Consider the following 15,461-nt stretch of genomic DNA (forward strand, 5'->3'; position numbering starts at 1 on the left):
CATGAGCCAGATTGCCGTAAGAAACAGCCAGGGCGTTGCTCCCTGGCAGGCTGTGCCCGCGTCAGAAGAACGCGATGCGCTGGATTCGCGCAAACTGTGGCGCACGCTGTGGCGTCGCCGCGGCATGATCCTCGGCGTTTTCGCGGTAGGCACCGCCGCCGCCGTGATCTACGCGCTGAACATGACCCCGACCTATCGCTCCGTCGCCACTCTGGTCATCGAGCCCAGCGGTAACCAGGTCATCACGTTCCAGCAGACGCCGGACCGTCCCGATCCCAACAGCGATTACCTGCAGACCCAGATGGGCCTGATCCAGAGTCGCGAAGTGGCCGAGCGCGCCGTGCGCGAGCTCGACCTGTCGCACCACGAGGAACTGGACCCACGGCAGAAGCAGTCGCGCCTGGCCAAGATCAAGGCCCAGCTGTCCAACTGGCATGCCGACTGGTTCCCGCAGAGCTGGCATCAGGAGCTCAACTACACCGAGCAGCAGGCGTTCAACAGCGCCGTGATGGAACTGCGTCAGCGCACCAGCGTGACCGTCGTGGGCAAGAGCCACCTGGTCAGCATCGGCGTGACCATGGCCGATGCCGAAACCGGCGCGGCCACCGCCAACGCCTTGGCCCAGGGTTACCTGGCCAGCCGGCAGAACTCGCAGCAGCAGGAATCGCTGACCGCCAGCCGCTGGATGAACACCCGCATGGTCGAGCTGCGCACCCAGCTGCAGCAGGCTGAAAGCAAGTTGCAGGCTTATCGCGATGGCCAGGGCCTGGTCGATGTCGGCGGCGTGGCTACCATCACTGCCAACGAACTGGCTCGTACCAGCGACCGTCTGGTCGACGCACGCCGCGAACGTGCCGATGCCCAGAGCCAGTACCGTCAGGTGCAGGGTCTGTTGGCCCGCGGTGGCAACCTGGACCTGTCCAGCGTGCCTGCGGTCATCAACAACCCGGTGATCCAGCAGTTCCAGGCCGTGGCCGCTACTGCCCAGGCGCGGGTCGACGAATACAGCCAGCGCTACGGCGACAAGCATCCGCAGATGGTTGCCGCACGCTCCGAACTGCAAGCCGCCCAGGCCAGCCTGCGCAGCCAGGTCAGCCAGGTCGTCGCCGGTCTGCAGCACAACTACCAGTTGGCGCAGGACAACGAGAACTCGTTGCGCTCCTCGTTCAACACCAACAAGCAGGAAATCCAGGACATCTCCCGCAAGGAGTTCGCCCTGCGTGAACTGCAGCGCGATGTCGACAGCAACCGTGACGTGTACAACACGTTCATGACCAAGCTGCGCGAAACCATGGCGACTGCCGACCTGGTCTCGGGCAACGCCCGCGTGGTCGACCCTGCCATTGCACCGCTGTTCCCGACCACGCCGCGCAAGGCCATTCTGGTAGTGCTGGCCGCGCTGCTGTCGCTGATCGCCGGTTGCGCCATTGCCCTGCTGCGTGAAGCCTTGAACAACAGCTTCAAGAACAGCGCCGACGTCGAGCGTGCCCTGCAGCTGCCGGTACTGAGCGTGGTGCCGTTGCTCAAGCGCCGCAACCGTTCGCGCATCCACCGCCAGTTCGAGCGCAACGACGACGCGGCATTCGCCGAAGCCGTACGTACCCTGCGCACCGGCGTGATGCTCAACGACGACGATGTACGTCGCAAGACCCTGGTCCTGACCTCGACCACTCCGGGCGAAGGCAAGACCACCCTGGCGATCAACCTGGCCGGTGCCATGGCCCGCGTCGAACGCGTGCTGTTGGTGGAAGCCGACCTGCGCCGTCCGAAAGTGGCCACCAACCTGGGCCTGGACGCTCAGCACATCGGCCTGGCCGAGTTACTGGCGGGCAAGGCGGGCGTCGATGACTGCCTGCAGACCATCGGTAGCCTGGACGTGATCTGCGCTGGTGAAATGCCGTACAACCCTCAGGAACTGCTGGCCAGCACGCGCATGCAGACCTTCCTGGAGTGGGCACGCCACCGCTACGACCGCGTGATTCTGGACACCCCGGCCAGCCAGTCGGTGAGTGACGCAGCACTGCTGTGCGGCATGGCCGATTCGGTGATCTACGTGATCAAGTCCGAAGCCACCAGCATGCCGCTCGTGCGCAAGAGCATCGGTCAGCTGTTGCAGACCGGCGCGCCTATCACCGGTGTGGTCCTCAACCAGGTGTCGCGTCCCGAACCCGGTCAGCGTCGCGACCACTACTATGACTACCTGCCGGCAGCCCCGGCCCAGTAAACCTTTCCGACCTTGCAGCCGCGCCGCTCTCCCTTCGGGGTGAGCCGTGCGCACGGCTGGTCGCGTTACGGAAAATGCCCAACCACGCCGCACTTGTCTGCAGAGGATACATCTATGATTGCGCCTCGCTTGCACCCGATGGTAAATCGTCGGGGCCTGACGTTCTGGACCATGTGGCTCGCGGGTGCCACGCTGGCATGCGCGCTGACATTCAGTGTCCTGTACGCACACTTCAACGAATTCCCGCCCCAGTATCGGGTCCTGATGATGATCGGGGTTCTTGCTTCGGTCCCCGTCTACAGTTTCCTGCACGTTTACCACAAGCGCTTGAACTACCTGAGCGGCCTGTTGCGCCTGCTCGGCGGCTGGCTGACCCTGGTCGCGGCCCTGGCCGTGGTCATCTGGCTCAGTGGCAGCCCGCAGACGCTGGCGCCCGGCATGGCCGTCAAGCTGATCGCCTACGGTTTCCTGGCCCAGGCGGCAACCTTCATCCCGCTGCGCTTCCTGCTCAACCGCCACAACCAGCGTCTGAAGAACGAGCGCAAGGCCGTGATCATCGGCGCCGGTGAACTGGCCGGCAAGCTGGCGCGCCAGCTCAAGCCGCGGGTACCGGTGCTGGGCGTGATCGCGCCGGACGCCGAAGTCGATGCCGACTGGGTACCGGTGCCGGGCGTGCCGCACCTGGGCGGTTTCGACGAACTGCGCGACATCGTTCAGCGCGAGCAAGTGCGTCGGGTGTACATCGCCCTGCCACTGGATCGCATGGTGCAGATCGAATCGATCTATGTCGACCTGCTCGACCTGGCGGTGGACGTGGTCTGGGTGCCGGACTTCGGCAGCATGATGCTGCTCAACCAGTCGATCTCGCAGATCGAGCAGTTCCCGGCCATCTACCTCAACGAAACCCCGCTGAGCTCGCACCCTGCTGCGGCCATGGCCAAGGACCTGATCGACCGCAGCCTGGCGCTGCTGGCGATCATCGCCCTGGCACCGGTACTGATCAGCTGCGCCGTGGCGGTCAAGCTGTCCTCGCCAGGCCCGGTGTTCTTCCGCCAGGGTCGCGACGGCTGCAACGGCACCGTGATTCACGTCTACAAGTTCCGTTCGATGCGCATGCACGACGATCAGGAAGTGAAGCAGGCCACCCGCAACGATTCGCGCGTGACCCGCGTCGGTGCGTTCCTGCGTCGCTCTTCGCTCGACGAGCTGCCACAGCTGATCAACGTGCTGCGCGGCGAAATGGCTCTGGTCGGCCCGCGTCCCCACGCCATCGCCCACAACCATTACTACTGCGACAAATTGATGGCCTACATGGCACGTCATCGCATCAAGCCAGGCATCACCGGCCTGGCCCAGGTCAGCGGCTTCCGTGGCGAAACCGATACCCTGGACAAGATGCAGGGGCGCCTGGAGCGTGACCTGGCCTACATCAATCACTGGTCGTTGTGGCTGGACATCAAGATCCTGATCAAGACCCCGTTCACCCTGTTCTCACGGAACATCTATTGAGCCTGGAGGCTGGGATGGAACACGACTTGAGCCAGGGGCCGACACCGGCCCCCGGCCTCATTCAGCAGTTGCGCCAGAACCGCATGGTGCGGAATCTGGCGACTGCGCTCGGCGGCTCGGCCGGCGCGCAGCTGATCAACCTCGCGCTGATCCCGGTGATCATGCGTATCTACGGCCCCGAAGCGTTCGGGGTGGTGGGTACCTTCCTCAGCCTGACGATCATTCTGATCCCGGCCTGCAGCCTGACCTGGTCGATGGCCATCGTCCTGCCGCAGACCCACCGCGACGCCAGCGGACTGGCCAAGCTGGCGACCGTGGTCGCCTTGCTGGTTTCCATACTGGTTGCCGGCGTGCTGTTGTGGTGGGGGCCGATGTTGGCCGAGCGCTGGAACCTGTCACTGCTCACCCCGTACCTGATGCTGCTACCGCTGGTGATGTTCAGCTCGGCGGTGCTCGAAGTGCTGCAGCAGTGGCTCTATCGCCATGGGCGCTATCGCCTGACCGCCCGAGCCGCCACCAGCCATGCGCTGGTCTACAATGGCATGCGCAGTGTCGGCGGCCTGTTCAACAACAGCGCAACCATGCTGGTGGTCACCAGTGCTCTGTACTACGTGGTGCACAGCCTGCTGATCCTGATCGGCATGGCCATGAGCAAGCCGGCCCCGGCCGAGGTTGCCGAAACCGACGAGGCGCCGCGCAAGACCCTGCGCCAACTGGCCAGCGAATACCGCGACTTCCCACTTTTCCGTGCCCCGCAGGTGTTGATCAACGCCTTGTCGGTGCACATGCCCACACTGGTACTGGCCTCGCTGTTCGGCGCCATACCGGCCGGCTATTTCGCCCTGTGCCTGCAAGTGCTGGCAATGCCCAGCAACTTCATCGGCAAGGCCATGGGCAGCGTCTTCTACCCGCGCATCGCCGCCGCCGTCCATGCGCGTGAAGCGGTGGTCGGCCTGCTGCTCAAGGGCGTCGGCGCGATGACGGCGATCGGCTCGGCGGGTTTCCTGATCCTGGTCATTGCCGGGCCCTGGCTGTTCACCGTGGCCTTCGGTGCCCAGTGGCACGAAGCGGGCGAATACGCGCGCTGGCTGGCCCTGGCGGAATTGGCCCGGTTCGCGGCGATGCCGTGCGAAGTAGCCATCCCGGCCTTGCGCCTGCAGGCCTACTTCCTGGGCTTCGAAGTCTTCGCGACTTCGCTGCGCTTCGGCGCGGTGGCCCTGGGCGCCTTCTGGGGCGGCTCGGCCCTGGCGGTGGTGATGGCCATCGCGGCGGCAAATATTTTCATCTATCTGGCGATGCTGTCGATCGTCGTATTCAAGGCGCGTGCCTGGCAGAACCGCCAGCGTGGCACTCTACAGGAGGCTGAAGCATGACCAGATCCAATAATGACGTATGCGCGATCATCCTCAACTGGAATGGCGCCGATACCACCATCGACTGCATCCGTGCTCTGGACGCGCACTGCCGCGTTCCGGTCGTGGTGATCGACAACGATTCCAAGGACGACAGCGTGTCGCGCCTGCAGCAGTTTCTCAACGATTCGACCGGCCCGGACGTACGGGTGATCGACGAGCGCGCCGCCGGCAGCTATGACACGCCCCATGAGCGCGTCTTGATCGTCAACGAAGGCAACCACGGCTACGCCGGCGGCAACAACGTGGGCATCGACTACGCGATACGCGCAGGCTATCGCTACATCTGGCTGCTCAACAACGATGTGACCGTCGAGGCCGGTGCGCTGGAAGCGCTGCGCGATACCCTGGAGCAGTCGCCCAAATGCGGCTTCTCGGCTTCCGTGCTGGTGTATTCGGACCGGCCACAGGTGGTCCAGTGCGTGGGTGGCGGAATGCTCTTCCCCTGGCTGGGCAAGACCAAGCTGATGGGCAAGAACCTGGATCGCACGCAACTGGCCACAGCCGGGCTGCCCGAGCCCGACTACCTGATGGGCGCCAGCCTGATGGTGCGTCGCGAGGTGATCGAAGAGGTCGGCATGATGGACCACCGCTACTTCATGTATTCCGAAGAAGTGGACTGGGAACGTCGCGCCGCCGCCGTGGGCTGGCATGGTCGTGTCGCTCTGAACAGCTTCGCTCGCCATGGCGACAGCGGCAGCACCCGTGGCCGCAGCCACATGTTCCACTTCTACCGCAACCGCGCGGCCATCATGTACAACAAGCGCTTTCATTCGACCGCGTGCACCTTCGTCTCGGCGATCGCGCTGGGCGCGATCACCGTGCTGCAGAACCGCGGCAGTGCCAAGAACATCAAGTTCGGCATCAAGGGCATCACCGAGGGCTTGGCGTTCAAATGGCGCTGAGTGATCTATCGTCCACGAGGTAACGGACATGCTCCAGGCTTTGTTCAATCCGCGCACGTTGCTGTGCCTGCTGGTGGTGGTCAACTCCGGCTTCGTTTTCCTGACCGACAACAAGCTGGCGGGGCTGCCGTACCTGCGTGAGCTGTACCTGGCCGGTGTGGTGGGCGCAGCGGTGTTGTTGCTGGCCATGTGGCAACGCCCGTGGCAGTCACGGGCCAGTATGTGGATCCTGTTCATGGGCGTGGCCCTGCCGGTGATGTCCGCACTGTTCTCCTGGTATCACTTCGAGCAGCCGCTGTTCTACGGCCTGCTCGAAGAGCGCCGTAACTTCCTCTACCTGCTGTTCTTTCCGGCCTTGTACCTGATGTTGAAGGCGCAACCGACCCAGGAGCAGCTCGAGCGCTATTTCCTGATCGGTGGCCTGGCGTGCGTTGCGGTAGGCTTTCTCTACTACTTCAAGATCGTCCCGGAAAACGCCGCCGTGGCGTTCAACGTCGACGAGAAGGACTACGGCCTCAACCCGTTGCGGCCGGATCGCTTCAGCATTGGCGGGTCGTATGTGTCGCTGTGCGCGATGATGCTGATGTACCGCCTGCGCCGTCGTATCGAATTGGTCCCGGTGCTGTTGCTCGGCCTGTTCGCCGCCTACCTGTGGCTGGTTCTGCAGACGCGTAACACGATGCTGGTGTGGACCCTGGCGGCGCTGTGGATCTTCCGTGCGCACCTGCATGTGCTGGTCAAGCTGGGCCTGGCAATGATCGTGGTGGGCGGAATCGCCTACATGGTGATGCCGGCGCCGTTCGAAGCGCAGTACGAGCGACTGATGGCCCTGGTGCAGGAAGCGACCGAGCCGGGTGGGGTGCGTGCCGATACCACGGCGATCATTCTGCGTGACACCGCGGCGAACTGGTACGTAGGGATGGGGGCGTTGTCGCTGCAGTGGCAGGGCGGGTTCTCGCGCCTGTACAGCTCGTACTTCTACCTGTCGGACGTGGGCTTGCTGGGCGTGCTGTATCGCTACGGCTTCATCATGCCGCTGATCATTCTGGTGTACTTCGTCGGATTCTGGAGAATCAGCCGTCAGTGCCGCAACAAAGGCGACCTGCTGGCTGCCTTCGTCCTGGACATGTGCTTCAACCTGATCAATCTGTTCCTGTCGCCGGCCATGATGTACGACGGCAACATCGCAGCGCTCGCGGTTGCGGCATTCGTCTATTACGGTCAGGTGAGGGTGCCGGCATCGCAACCGGCCGATCGTCCACTGGAACGACCGGCCGGCCCTGTGGGCCTGGCGATCAGGTCGGGCCGATAGCCTTGCACTTCGGCTCTTTCAGGTACCTGCCCATGACCGACCATTGAGGACGGGCCTTGCCGTTGATCGGCTCGACCGCCATGAAGTAGCCACCCCAGTAAGGGCCGCTCGACCAGTAGGTGAGCGGCATGCACTGCAGGGCCAGGTACTTGTGCAGCCGCTCGGCCGCGTCCAGCCAGCGGGGGTCATTGTCAGGGACGCCGAACTCGCCGATGTGGCCTTTCTTGCCGTTGCGCTTGAGCCACTCGACGAAGGGCTTGGCTCGGTTTACCCCGATATCCGGATCCCATTTGCCGGAAATTCGATTCTTGTAGTTACCACTGCCGTCTGGATCGATGTAGATATGCGCGGAAAAGATCAGCTTGTTCGACGGGTCCTTGAGTTTGAGCAGCTCGTCGTTATAGTGCGGCCAGCGTTCGGCACTGGCCCACGAGCGGCCCTCGACGTAGATCGGACGAGTCTTGTCGATGCTGCGTATGGCGTCGATGCCAGCCTGCGCCGCAGTCGGCCAGATGGCGTCGGATTCGTCGTGCGGCTCGTTCATCAGGTCGTAGCCGGCCAGCGCACTGTAGGGGCTCCAGCGGCGGGCCATCTGAGTCATGAGGTTCTTGTAGTGAGCCACGGTGACTTCCCTGGTGCCGATGATCTTGCCGCGGTAGCGCCCGTAGTTGTGCACGTCGAGGATCACTTGCATGTTCGCCTGTGCAGCCTGCACCAGCATCTTGTCGATCAACTTGGCATAGGTGGGGTCGAATGCCCCACCCAGCGTGGGTTGCAGGCGCTCCCACTTGAGCGGAAAACGCACGCTTTGAATGCCGCGACGCTTCCAGTTGGCAAAGAAACCTTCGCGCGGAAAGAAATAATGCGTACCTTCCACGCCCGGAAACGCATTCTCGGAGAACTCTGCCCCCGATACGTTGATCTGAACCATCGGCACATCCGCGAATGCGGCGCCAGAGCCCAGCACCAGCGCCATCGACATCGCCGCACTTAACAGTGCACGACGAGGACGAGACGGGTGGAGTTGAGGCACGAAAGGTACTGCGCGCCCGGAATCTGCACGTGAATACAACCTTTTGCTGTTCATTGGCTCAGCCTATGGATGGAAACCAGTCAATTACCATGCTTCAGACGAATAAGCCGAATCGTCCAAGCTCCCGCAGCCTTTCTATGGCGCTGCATTAACGCATTCTAGAACTGATAGGACGGCCTGGATGAAAGTTTTTGGAATAGATTTCTACAAAGGTGACCAAACGCACTTGATCCGTGCCATCAAGGGCGACGTGAACAAGCCGTTTGGCTACGTGGTTACCGCCAACGTGAACCACGTTGTGCTGCTTGAAAACGACTCGGTTTTCCGCAATGCCTATGACGCGGCGGCCTACCGGGTCTGCGACAGCCGCGTACTGATGCCCGTGCTGCGCAAGTTCGACGCCGGTGTGCCCGAAGCCATCCCAGGCAGCACCCTGACCGTGTCGGTGATGGATGAAGCCCAGCGTGAAGGCTGGACCGTGACGGTCGTCGGCTCGACCACCGATGTGCTGCAGGTGCTGGCCCAGCGCTACCCGGCGGTCACGTTCCTGCACTACAACCCGCCGATGGGCTTCATCGACAACCCTGCAGAAGTGGAGGCCACCCTGCAGTTCGTCGAACAGCATCGGGCGCAGCTGGTGATCATGTCGGTCGGTTCGCCGCGCCAGGAACTGCTGTGCAAGATGATCGCCGACCGCGGCCTGGCCTACGGCGTAGGCTTGTGCACGGGCGCAGCGCTGAACTTCCTGTCGGGCAAGGTGCAACGCGCGCCGATGTGGGTGCAGAAGCTGTCACTGGAGTGGCTGCACCGCATTCTCAGCGAGCCGCGTCGCCTGGCCGGGCGTTATTGGCACGACGGACGGCGTATCGTGCCGATCATTGCGCGGCAGTATTCCCAGCAGCGCCAGAAGCCCTGAAAATCACAAAGCCACCCTAGGGTGGCTTTGTCGTTGTGCATTCCGGGGTTTTGCCTACGGCGGGCGCTCAGCGCTTGCCCATGGAGCGACGCGTGCCGTTCGGCGCGCGGCCTGGGGTCTTGTCGTGGTTGGACTTGCCGGCGCCGGGGTAGCGAGCCGCTTCCTTGGCTGCGAAAGCACCGGGCTTGAACGGGAAGGTGAACGCCGGGACCGCTGCCTGGCTGTCGAGCTCGGCGTCCTGGACGAGCGGATCGGCATCGGGATGTTGACTGACAGGCATGGTGACTCCGGGGCAAGCGCGTTGAAAGGGAGAGGCAGTATACCCGAGCCTCCCTTGCAGCGCTTGGTGCCACTCACACGGCCCTGGCCGGTGTCAGACCGGGCAAGCCGTATGGCCGTTGTCCAGACCCTGCTTGACGTTGCGCGAGAGCAGGCTGGCCTTGCCGTCGTGCCAGGTCAGGGTCAGCACGTAGAGTGAGTCGAAATCGCCGGATTCCCAGTCGTCGGTGATGTTCATTTTCTGGCCCACGGCGCGGCCGGCCACTTCGTTGATCAGTTCCGGTAGGTAGCCATGCGACCAGGCGGTGTAGATGACGGCATTGTGGTACTTGTCGCGCATCAGTTCCTTGGCCAGGTCTTGGGTGTCGTTGGCGCCGTATTCGATGTTCACCGGCAGGCCGAGCTTGATGGCGCTGGGGCTGATGGTCATGAGCGGGCGCAGGTAGCTGTAGGATTCGTCGTTCTCGCCTTCCTCGACGTGCCGGCCAGGGTCGGCGGCGAACACGAAATCGGCATTGCCGAACCGTTGTGGCAGCACCTCGGCCAGATTCAGCGCGCGGTTGAGGCCCTGACAGTTGAGCTGGCCGAGGCCACCTGCGGGTTTCTCGGCGTGGCGCAGGAACACCAGGGTCTGCGTGCCATCCACTGGAGCCGCACGGCTGTCGCTGATTTCGAAGGCCAGGAAGGAACAGGTACCGGCCAACAGCATGGCGGGCAATGCGTAGTAGTAGCGTTTCAACTGCCGGGCACAGTTGCTCAAAGTTTTCATAGGATGGGTCTTGAACTCTCTTTGGGTTAGCTGACACACCCGTCCAATGCGTGCTGCGAGCAGCCGCCTGGGTCTCCCTGTCTTTGTTTTTCCTGCCTGTTATCCTGTGGCAGGGGCGACTCTCTGAGTGTCATGTTGCCTTTAGGTTCGGCACTTGTGCCAATCAAGATAGTGGCATTTTGTTTCAAATTGACGACGTCTCGCCTGTGCGCAGGCCTGCGCCCAGAGCACGGGTCAAGGCTTGGCGGGTATCGAACAACGCCTGGCGAAACACCTCATGCTGCGCCTCGACCCGCCATACCGGACCTACCAGCGCCAGGGCGTACTGACCTTGCGAGGTCTGCAGGGCCACGGCCACGGCACCAACGCCCATCATGTGCTCATTGGCGTCGCAGGCATAGTCCCGCGCGCGGACCTCAGCCAATTGTTCAAGCAATTGCGGCAGGTCTGGCGTGCTGGGCGTCAGCGGCTCGAGCACCGGGCCGAGCAGTTGCACGACGGCTTCGTCGCTCATCTTGGCCAGCAATGCCTTGCCCCCCGAGGTCGCGTAGACGCTGAGGAAACTCCCGGAGGAGGGCGCCACACGCAGCGGCTGCGGCGACACCACCGAGTGCAGCAGCATCAGGTGGGTGCCGTTGCGGTTGACCAGCACCGAGGTTTCTCCGGTGCGCTCGGTCAGTGCCTCCATATAGGGGCGGACCTGCTGGATGATGTCGACATGGCTGTTGGAGGCCAGGCGCATCAATGCCGGGCCCAGGCACACGCCGCCCGCGCCGTGCACCTTGAGCAGCTCTTCGTGGGCCAGGGCGTCGACCAGCCGCTGCACCGTGGAGCGGGGTAGCTCGATGCGCTTGGCGATTGCGCCCAGGCTCAAGCCGTCGGGTTCGCTTTCGAGGCAGCGCAGGATAGCCGCTGCCCGGGAAATGACTTGAATACCGTTGCGATCGTTGTCGCTGCTCATGGAATTTGCCTTTTGTATCGCTGTTCGGTACAGTGTATCGCAATAGTGACCCAGCCAACAGGTTACCGAGCCAATAGGTTACCGAGCCAATAGGTTACCGAGCCAACAGTCAGTCTGTCGTTGGTTGCCGCCAGCAGGATTTCTTCGTGTCCCCACCTTCACCCCCAGCCCCGACCCCTTTCGGCGGGCGCCTGGCACTCGGCCTGATCGGCGTATTGATCGCCGCGCTGACGTCCGGCATCAATGACCGTGTCACCGACATTACCCTGGCCGACCTGCTGGGCATCTACGGTTTCGGCCACGATGAAGGCAGTTGGGTCAGTTCCGCCTATGCTGCCGCCGAGGTCTCGGCGATGCTGCTGGCGCCCTGGCTGGCGGTAACGTTTTCGCTGCGCCGCTTCGCCATCGTGGTCACCGTGGCCTTCGCCGGTTTCGGCGCACTGTGCCCGTTCGCGCCCAACCTGGAGAGTCTGCTGGTTTTGCGCGTGCTTCAGGGCCTTGCCGGAGGGGCGCTGCCGCCGCTGCTGATGACCGCCGCGCTGCGTTTTCTGCCTTGGCACATCAAGTTGTACGGGCTGTCGGCCTATGCGCTTACCGCCACCTTCGGGCCGAACCTGGCGATGCCGCTTGCCGCGCTGTGGACCGAGGGCGGTGACTGGCGCATGGTGTTCTGGCAGATCATTCCAGCGTGCCTCATCGGCGCCGCCTGCATTGCCTACGGCCTGCCCCAGGATCCCTTGCGCCTGGAGCGCTTCAAGCAGGCCGACTGGCGCGGTGCCTTGCTCGGGACCGCGGGCATCAGCATGCTGATCATCGGCCTGACCCAGGGCGAACGGCTCGACTGGCTCGACTCGCCGTTGATCGCCTTGTTGTTGATCGGCGCCGGCGTCTGCCTGCCGCTGTTTCTGCTCAACGAGTGGTTCCACCCGCTGCCACTGTTCAAGCTGCAGTTGCTGGGCCGGCGCAACTTCGCCTTTGGCATCACCACGTTGTGCCTGTTCCTGTTCGTCGGCATGGCCGGCAGCGCGATTCCGGCAGGCTACCTGACCCACATCCAGGGCTACCGGCCGCTGCAGACCATGCCCACCGCGCTGTGCATCGCCTTGCCGCAGCTGCTCGTCGCGCCACTGGTGGCGTTCGTCATCAACCGCAACTGGGTGGATTCGCGCTATGTGATGGCGGCCGGTTTCGGCCTGCTGACCCTGGCCCTGCTCGGCGGCTCGCAGATCACCGGCGAGTGGATCCGCGACGACTTCTATCTGTTGCAGGCTTTGCACACGTTTGGCCAACCGATGGTGGTGGTGCCGTTGCTGATGATCGCCACCGGCGTGATTCATCCGCTGGAGGGCCCGTTCGCCTCGTCCATGGTCAATACCCTGCGCGGGCTGTCTTCGGTGGTGGCCGGCGTGGTGCTGGAGAATTTCGTCACCGCCCGCGAGCACCTGCACTCCAACACCTTGCTCGACCAGCTCGGCAACAGCTACCAGAGTCTGATGCCGCTCTACGGCGAACCGGCCGCCGAGATGGCCGGTCGCGTGCGCGCGCAAGCGTTCGTGCTCAGCTACGGCGACGCGTTCCTCGCGCTGCTGGCCTTCATCGCCGTGCTTCTGGTGGTGTTGGTAACCGTGCCCAAACGCGCCTATCCACCGCAACCCCCGGTACCGTCATGAAATCCGTTATGAACAACCGAACCGCTGTATCCCTCATCGGCGCCGCCATCCTCGTCTGCGCGGCCTATGGCCTTTATCACGTGCTGCACAGCGATGGTGTGCAGCGCACCGACGATGCCTACATCCGCGCCGACTCGGTGCTGGTGGCGCCACGGGTAGCCGGGGTGGTCACCGAGGTGCTGGTGCAGGACAACCAATCGGTCCAGGCCGGGCAGTTGCTCGCGCGTCTGGACGAGCGCGACTACGCGGCATCGGTCGCGGCCGCCCACGCCAATGTCAGTGCCGCACAGGCACAGGTGAAGAATCTGCGCGCCAGCATCGAGCGTCAGGCGGCCGTGATCGACCAGGCCAGCGCCGCGACCCGTGCCACTGCCGCTTCGCTGAAGTTTGCCCAGGCCAACGCCCAGCGTTACCGCAACCTGTCCCAGGCCGGCGCCGGCACCCAGGAAGAGCGGCAGAAGGCCGAGGCCGAACTGCAGGGCTGGGAAGCCTCGCGTGACCGCGATGCGGCCTCGCGGGTCGCGGCCCAGCGTACCCTGGACGTGCTCAAGGCCGAACTGGAAGTGGCCGAGGCAGCAGTGGACAAGGACCGCTCCGCGTTGCAGCAGGCCGAGCTGAACCTGTCGTACACGCAGATTCTGGCACCCGCCGATGGCATGATCGGCCAGCGTTCGGTGCGTGTAGGCGCCTACGTCGCGCCCGGCCGACCCCTGCTGGCCCTGGTGCCGCTGCACCAGGCGTTCGTGGTCGCCAACTTCCGCGAAACCCAGTTGGCGCACATGCACGCCAGGCAGCGTGTGGACATTCGTGTCGACAGCATTCCCGACCAGGTTTTCCGCGGCCATATCGACAGCGTGGCACCGGCCACCGGCCTGTCGTTCGCGCCGATCAGCCCGGACAACGCTACCGGCAACTTCACCAAGGTGGTGCAGCGCATCCCGGTCAAGGTGGTGTTCGAGGCCGACCAACCGCACCTTGACCGTCTGCGGGTGGGCCTGTCGGTGGTCGCGTCGGTCGATACCACCCAGGAGCCCTGAAATGAAACGTGCATTGCTGGTTCTAGCCTTGAGCAGCCTGGGCGCCTGCAGCGTCGGCCCGGACTTCCAGCGTCCTCGGGCAGCGTTGCCAACCCAGTGGCAGGACAGCGCCGGGACGCGCGCCGACGCGGCGCTTGACGCCGCCTGGTGGCAGCAGCTGGGCGACCCGCAACTGACCGCGCTGGTCACCCGTGCGGCCAAAGCCAACCTGGACATCCGCTCGGCGAGCAACCGCGTGCAGCAGAGCCAGGCCCTGCGCCAGGTCAGCGGCAGCCAGCAATTGCCCGGGCTTAGCGCGCGTGGCGGCTACCAGCGCGAGCGCAACAGTGGCGAGGGGTTGAACGATCCGTCCGGCCAGAACGGCCGGGCGCCTTTCGAACTGTGGAGCGGGGCGCTCGACGCCAGCTGGGAAGTGGACCTGTGGGGCCATGTCCAGCGCAGCGTGGAGATGGCCGAGGCCGACGTCCAGTTCAGCCAGGCCGAGCGCGATGCGGTCGGCTTGAGTATCGCGGCGCGCACCGCCACCGACTACATCCGCCTGCGTGGCGTGCAGGCACGCCTGGCGGTGGCGCGGCAGAACCTGGACATCGCCCGGCAAAGCCAGCGCCTGACGCAGACCCGGTACGACAACGGCGTCACCACCAACCTGGACACCGCCAACGCCGCCGCACTGGTGGCAACCATCGAAGCCTCGCTGCCGATGCTGCAGGCGCAACAGGACCGCTTGATCAACGCCCTGAGCTACTTGCTGGCGGAGCCGCCCCGGGCTCTGGCCGACGAACTGCGCACCCCGCAGGCCATTCCCAACCCCGCCCCGGACGTGCCCATGGGGGTGCCCTCGGAGCTGGCGCGGCGGCGGCCCGACATCCAGCGCAGCGAAGCCGCCCTGCATCGCGCCACGGCAGCCATCGGCGTGGCCAAGGCGGATTTCTATCCGCGGGTCAGCCTGGGCGCCAGCTTCGGTTTTCAGGCGCTGGCCGGCTCGGACCTGGGCGGCTGGGATTCGCGCAGCTGGTCGTTCGGCCCCAGCCTTTACCTGCCGATCTTCCAGGGCGGGCGACTGACCGGCACCCTCGAGCTGCGCGAGCACCAGCAGCAGCAAGCGGCGCTGGACTACCAACGGGTGGTGCTGGCGGCCTGGCACGAGGTCGACGATGCCATGAGCGACTATGCCGCCGAACAGCAGCACCACTCGGCGTTGGGCGAGGCAGTGCGGCAGAACACCGTGGCCCTGGGCACTGCCCGCGACCGCTACAACCAGGGCGCCACCGACTTCATCAACGTACTGGGTGTACAGCGCGCGCTGCTGGCCACGCAAACCCAGCTGGTCGACAGCGCCACCGCGGCGGCGATCGACCGTGTGCGTCTGTATCGGGCCCTTGGCGGAGGATGGCCGAAAGACGCCTGAAGAAGCCGCGATGTGCCCGGCCAGCC

General features: G+C 64.3%; 13 protein-coding genes. 9 read left to right on the forward strand and 4 right to left on the reverse strand.

Going from position 1 to position 15,461, the window contains the following annotated elements:
- Position 1: 1 nt before the first annotated feature.
- The 5 genes from ONG87_RS08795 (at position 2) to ONG87_RS08815 (ending at position 7,362) form a co-directional block, all read left to right on the forward strand.
- Positions 2 to 2,224, forward strand: a complete 2,223-nt coding sequence (locus ONG87_RS08795; protein WP_122478515.1) for a polysaccharide biosynthesis tyrosine autokinase — start codon at positions 2 to 4, stop codon at positions 2,222 to 2,224.
- 114 nt (positions 2,225 to 2,338) lie between these two features.
- Positions 2,339 to 3,733 carry an undecaprenyl-phosphate glucose phosphotransferase gene (locus ONG87_RS08800; protein ID WP_122478513.1) on the forward strand — a complete coding sequence of 465 codons (1,395 nt, stop codon included), beginning with the start codon at positions 2,339 to 2,341 and terminating at the stop codon, positions 3,731 to 3,733.
- Between the two features lie 14 nt (positions 3,734 to 3,747).
- The gene (locus tag ONG87_RS08805) at positions 3,748 to 5,106 is read left to right on the forward strand and encodes a lipopolysaccharide biosynthesis protein (RefSeq protein WP_185793558.1); all 1,359 of its coding nucleotides are present in this window, start codon (positions 3,748 to 3,750) and stop codon (positions 5,104 to 5,106) included.
- Positions 5,103 to 6,050 (forward strand): glycosyltransferase family 2 protein, encoded by a 948-nt coding sequence (locus tag ONG87_RS08810; RefSeq protein ID WP_122478509.1) that lies wholly within the window; start codon positions 5,103 to 5,105, stop codon positions 6,048 to 6,050. The genes ONG87_RS08805 and ONG87_RS08810 overlap by 4 nt, the downstream gene beginning before the upstream one ends.
- 28 nt (positions 6,051 to 6,078) lie before the next feature.
- Positions 6,079 to 7,362 carry a hypothetical protein gene (locus ONG87_RS08815; protein ID WP_122478508.1) on the forward strand — a complete coding sequence of 428 codons (1,284 nt, stop codon included), beginning with the start codon at positions 6,079 to 6,081 and terminating at the stop codon, positions 7,360 to 7,362.
- Here the strand turns inward: ONG87_RS08815 and ONG87_RS08820 are convergent.
- On the reverse strand, positions 7,346 to 8,293 hold the full coding sequence (locus ONG87_RS08820) for a glycoside hydrolase family 5 protein (protein WP_264382679.1): 948 nt from the start codon (positions 8,291 to 8,293) through the stop codon (positions 7,346 to 7,348). The two genes, ONG87_RS08815 and ONG87_RS08820, sit on opposite strands and share 17 nt — an antisense overlap.
- 283 nt (positions 8,294 to 8,576) lie before the next feature.
- Here ONG87_RS08820 and ONG87_RS08825 point away from each other — a divergent pair, with 283 nt between their 5' ends.
- Positions 8,577 to 9,311, forward strand: coding sequence for a WecB/TagA/CpsF family glycosyltransferase (locus ONG87_RS08825; protein ID WP_264382680.1), 735 nt, complete (start codon positions 8,577 to 8,579; stop codon positions 9,309 to 9,311).
- A gap of 67 nt (positions 9,312 to 9,378) precedes the next feature.
- On the opposite strand, the gene ONG87_RS08830 is transcribed toward ONG87_RS08825, so the two are convergent.
- The 3 genes from ONG87_RS08830 to ONG87_RS08840 all read right to left on the reverse strand — a co-directional run bounded on the left by ONG87_RS08830 (position 9,379) and on the right by ONG87_RS08840 (position 11,320).
- Positions 9,379 to 9,591, reverse strand: coding sequence for a hypothetical protein (locus ONG87_RS08830; protein WP_185793556.1), 213 nt, complete (start codon positions 9,589 to 9,591; stop codon positions 9,379 to 9,381).
- A gap of 93 nt (positions 9,592 to 9,684) precedes the next feature.
- On the reverse strand, positions 9,685 to 10,359 hold the full coding sequence (locus tag ONG87_RS08835) for a histidine phosphatase family protein (RefSeq protein WP_122478499.1): 675 nt from the start codon (positions 10,357 to 10,359) through the stop codon (positions 9,685 to 9,687).
- 184 nt (positions 10,360 to 10,543) lie between these two features.
- Positions 10,544 to 11,320 carry an IclR family transcriptional regulator gene (locus ONG87_RS08840; RefSeq protein ID WP_192057303.1) on the reverse strand — a complete coding sequence of 259 codons (777 nt, stop codon included), beginning with the start codon at positions 11,318 to 11,320 and terminating at the stop codon, positions 10,544 to 10,546.
- A gap of 146 nt (positions 11,321 to 11,466) precedes the next feature.
- Here ONG87_RS08840 and ONG87_RS08845 point away from each other — a divergent pair, with 146 nt between their 5' ends.
- Genes ONG87_RS08845 through ONG87_RS08855 form a run of 3 tightly spaced genes read left to right on the forward strand, consistent with a single transcriptional unit; the run spans position 11,467 to position 15,435 of the window.
- A complete protein-coding gene (locus ONG87_RS08845; protein ID WP_264382681.1) occupies positions 11,467 to 12,990 on the forward strand; it encodes an MFS transporter in 1,524 nt (507 codons plus the stop codon).
- A gap of 8 nt (positions 12,991 to 12,998) precedes the next feature.
- Positions 12,999 to 14,027, forward strand: coding sequence for an HlyD family secretion protein (locus ONG87_RS08850; protein ID WP_244646840.1), 1,029 nt, complete (start codon positions 12,999 to 13,001; stop codon positions 14,025 to 14,027).
- Position 14,028: 1 nt separating this feature from the next.
- On the forward strand, positions 14,029 to 15,435 hold the full coding sequence (locus ONG87_RS08855) for an efflux transporter outer membrane subunit (protein ID WP_264382682.1): 1,407 nt from the start codon (positions 14,029 to 14,031) through the stop codon (positions 15,433 to 15,435).
- Positions 15,436 to 15,461 lie beyond the last annotated feature (26 nt).

It is taken from the genome of Pseudomonas sp. MM227, assembly GCF_947090715.1.
GTDB lineage: Bacteria > Pseudomonadota > Gammaproteobacteria > Pseudomonadales > Pseudomonadaceae > Aquipseudomonas > Aquipseudomonas baltica.

Coding starts and splice junctions, on each gene's coding strand:
- ONG87_RS08795 (WP_122478515.1), top strand. CDS start 2: ATGAGCCAGATTGCCGTAAGAAACAGCCAGGGCGTTGCTCCCTGGCAG.
- ONG87_RS08800 (WP_122478513.1), top strand. CDS start 2,339: ATGATTGCGCCTCGCTTGCACCCGATGGTAAATCGTCGGGGCCTGACG.
- ONG87_RS08805 (WP_185793558.1), top strand. CDS start 3,748: ATGGAACACGACTTGAGCCAGGGGCCGACACCGGCCCCCGGCCTCATT.
- ONG87_RS08810 (WP_122478509.1), top strand. CDS start 5,103: ATGACCAGATCCAATAATGACGTATGCGCGATCATCCTCAACTGGAAT.
- ONG87_RS08815 (WP_122478508.1), top strand. CDS start 6,079: ATGCTCCAGGCTTTGTTCAATCCGCGCACGTTGCTGTGCCTGCTGGTG.
- ONG87_RS08820 (WP_264382679.1), bottom strand. CDS start 8,293: ATGGTTCAGATCAACGTATCGGGGGCAGAGTTCTCCGAGAATGCGTTT.
- ONG87_RS08825 (WP_264382680.1), top strand. CDS start 8,577: ATGAAAGTTTTTGGAATAGATTTCTACAAAGGTGACCAAACGCACTTG.
- ONG87_RS08830 (WP_185793556.1), bottom strand. CDS start 9,591: ATGCCTGTCAGTCAACATCCCGATGCCGATCCGCTCGTCCAGGACGCC.
- ONG87_RS08835 (WP_122478499.1), bottom strand. CDS start 10,359: ATGAAAACTTTGAGCAACTGTGCCCGGCAGTTGAAACGCTACTACTAC.
- ONG87_RS08840 (WP_192057303.1), bottom strand. CDS start 11,320: ATGAGCAGCGACAACGATCGCAACGGTATTCAAGTCATTTCCCGGGCA.
- ONG87_RS08850 (WP_244646840.1), top strand. CDS start 12,999: ATGAACAACCGAACCGCTGTATCCCTCATCGGCGCCGCCATCCTCGTC.
- ONG87_RS08855 (WP_264382682.1), top strand. CDS start 14,029: ATGAAACGTGCATTGCTGGTTCTAGCCTTGAGCAGCCTGGGCGCCTGC.